The 3019-nt window shown below is 71.6% G+C and carries 2 protein-coding genes and 1 tRNA gene; 1 reads left to right on the top strand and 2 read right to left on the bottom strand.

The features are described from left to right. Positions 1–52: 52 nt before the first annotated feature. Positions 53–125, bottom strand: a tRNA-Arg gene (locus tag VFW79_RS14000). Between the two features lie 347 nt (positions 126–472). On the opposite strand from VFW79_RS14000, the gene VFW79_RS13995 reads away from it, so the two are divergent. Further along, positions 473–2269 (top strand): hypothetical protein, encoded by a 1797-nt coding sequence (locus tag VFW79_RS13995; RefSeq protein WP_329677905.1) that lies wholly within the window; start codon positions 473–475, stop codon positions 2267–2269. On the opposite strand, the gene VFW79_RS13990 is transcribed toward VFW79_RS13995, so the two are convergent. After that, positions 2260–3019 (bottom strand): GGDEF domain-containing protein (locus VFW79_RS13990; RefSeq protein WP_329677904.1); only part of this gene is annotated, 760 nt, incomplete at its 5' end. The genes VFW79_RS13995 and VFW79_RS13990 overlap by 10 nt on opposite strands.

Here is a 3019-nt window from a genome sequence, read left to right as displayed (position 1 = left end):
CGCAGCCGGCGTCATCGTTCGCGTCATCGCGCTGACCTGCACAAACACTCTGTGCGCCTGGGCAGATTCGAACTGCCGACACCCGCTTTAGGAGAGCGGTGCTCTATCCCCTGAGCTACAGGCGCGAGGGTCCGGATGCCTGTGAGGCTCCGGTAGGGACCAGTCAAGGCTAGCGGACACGTGCCGCCCGCTGGGCACGGCGACATCCTCATGGTCTGCGGTCAGCGCGGTGACGCCGCGACCGAGAAACTCCTCTCCGGCCACCTCGCCGCCGCTACGGTGTGGCCACCCAGTCCGGACCTTCTCGGGTCCCAGCTTCGAAGGGCGGCAGTCGACCGTGACGACACCTGCGGCCGGGCAGAGCGACGATGACGGCGCCTCGAACCGCTTGACGAGTGTTCCCGCGCTCCTCGCCGATCAGTCCGCGGACTGGTCACAACGCCTCCCCACTGGCGCCCTGAAGCTGGCGGTCGTGGTCACCCTGCTGATCGCGATCCTGGTGGCGGCGACCGTCGATGGTGGTCACGTCACCGCGGCAATGGTCGAGGACCCGCGGTACACGTGGACGAGCACCCTTCAGTCGGCGCTCCTCGCCTGCTTCGCCCTCGTCTTCGTCAGCCCGGGCCTGGGCACCGCGGTCGCGGCTGTCGCATGCTGGGGTGTTGCCGCCGTGCCCGCGGCCAACACGGGTGCTCCCGGCATCTGGGCCGCAGCAGGCGGGGTGCTGTTGGCCCTGGCGATCGCCGACGGTGTCACACGGGCCCGGCAGCGGGCCGTCGGGCGCGTCTGGCGAATGTCGTCGGAGGCCGTCGTCCTCGTTCCTGACGTCCCGGAACCGCTGCGCGAGCACCTCTCCCGACCGCGTTTGACGCGTCTTGCCGGCGCGTCGGCGTGTCTCGTCGTCGGTGTCGCAGGGTGCGCGCTGTGCGTGCACGACGCGGCTGCCGCGGAGACCTTCCGCAGCGACTCGCTCGTCGCGACGACGACCGTCGGCGCTGTCGCCGCGATCGGCTCCGGCGTGACCGTCACCATCGACGACGCGACCTACGTCGTCCCGCTGCCCTCCAGCAACGCCGAGGTCGGCCAGCGCATCGAGGTGCGGTACCAGCCGCGGACCCACCGGGCCGAGGCGACCGCGGATGTCTTCGACCCGACGTATGCGCTCATTCCCGGCGTCGGCGGCCTGCTCGTCGGCGCGGTCTGGCTGGTGGCAGTGCGCCGGCGCCGGCGCGAGATGGTCGCCCTCTTGTCCGCCGGCGGACCGGCGTTCCAGGTGCGGGCCACCTGGGCGCCACGATCCCGCGGCGTGCTGCTCGCTCCGTACGACGACGTCACCCGCACGTTCGCCGTCGCACCCCGTCTCACGACCTGGTGGGGTTCGGCCACCGACGAGGAATGGCCGGACGACAGCGACGACCAAGGTCCGCTCGACGAACCACGGACGGTCACGGTCGCAACCCTCAGCGATGCCGAGCTGCTCGCGATGGCTCAGTCACTCGCCGCCTCGGACGACGACCGTCAGAGCACCGAGTCTGCGGGCATGACGGGCTGGCACCAGACCCCGGTTGTCATCGTCGGCCTCGACCACGACGCCGCACCCGCGGCGCTGCGCGACGCCGACGGCCAGTGGTACATCACCGACACCACCCTCCTGCAGCCCCGCTGGCGCCGCCCGCGCCGTGCGGCGACAACCCGCAGCTCCCCCGCGGACGACCGTTCAATGTGGCGGACCTTCTCGGACTACCGCGTGTCTCTTGTCATCCGACTCGCGCGACGCACCGGTCGGTGGCTGCCGTGGGCGGCTCTTCCTCTCGTCGGCTGGCTTCTGACCCGGATGTTCGACTACGACTCGTCGGTCCGCGTCGTGTCGACCGTTCTTGCCATGCCCGTCGCCGGGTGGACGTGGTCGATGGCCGCTCAGACGCACCTGGACGTGCGGCCGCGCTGGCTCCGTCTGCGGGGCCGGTTCCTCGACGAGCTCGTGACGTGGTCACGTGTCACGTCGGTCGTCAGTGATGACAGCTCGCTGGTAATCCGTCTAGACACGGACAACGACGCGGACGGCGACGCGATCCTGCTCACGGTGCGGGCCGACTCGCTGCGCCTGACCCGGCACAGCAGTGAGCCTCGGGAGGTGGCGGCACTGGTCGAGAAGGCACGCGTCGCAGGCACCTCAGCGGTCCCGCCGCGCGTGCGACGGTTGCCGTCAGTGCCTCTGCTCTCCGGGGTCTGCTGGCTGGCCGTCGCGATCGTGGCTGCTCAGCTCTGAGAGGCGGCGTCGCCCATCGGCCAGCTCGACGCGCCGTCCGGCCCGACCGAGCGGGTGCCACGCGGTTCGGGCAACATCACACCACCCCCGAGCGCCTTGCGCGCCCGCAATTGCGAGAACGCCTCCCGCAGCAGCGCATCCGCGTCGGCGAAGCCCGGCTCGGACATGCTCACAACCGTGCTGACCGCCCGCCACGCACCGTCGGGCAGGCCGGGCTCGGGCTGCGACAGGGCGGCGCGAAGTCGGGCGCCAAGGTCGGCGCGGGCCCGACGCGCGTCCTCGGGACCCGGCGCGGCCGGGAGCCGCACGACGAGCACGAACTCATCCCCCGAGATCCGACCCACGTCGGCCAGCGGGGGCGCGGCGCGGGTCAGCCGCGTGGCGATCGCCGCGAGGAGGGCGTCGCCAGTCGAGACCCCGTAGCGGTCGTTGACGGTCGCGAGGTCATCGACGTCCATGAGGACGAGGGCCACGCGCTCGGGGGTGCCCGAGACCGCCGCACAGTGCTGGCGCAGGCGGCGGAGCACGAGGTCGCGGTTGGCGAGGCCGGTGAGCGCGTCGTGCAGGGAGCGGACGGCGAGCACGGTCGACAACGACCGGACGAGGTCCGACGTCGGCACGACCGACCAGATGTGGGATCGCACGAGGACGTCGTCGTACCGCCGCTCGGTGGTCCGCGACATCGCGACGATCGCCGCCTCGGACACGAGCGCGTCGGGCTCCACGACGAGCGGCTGCCAGTCGGTGATC

Source organism: Cellulomonas sp. (genome assembly GCF_036279715.1).
Classification (GTDB): Bacteria; Actinomycetota; Actinomycetes; order Actinomycetales; family Cellulomonadaceae; genus Cellulomonas_A.
This window is presented reverse-complemented; position numbering and strand designations above follow the sequence as displayed.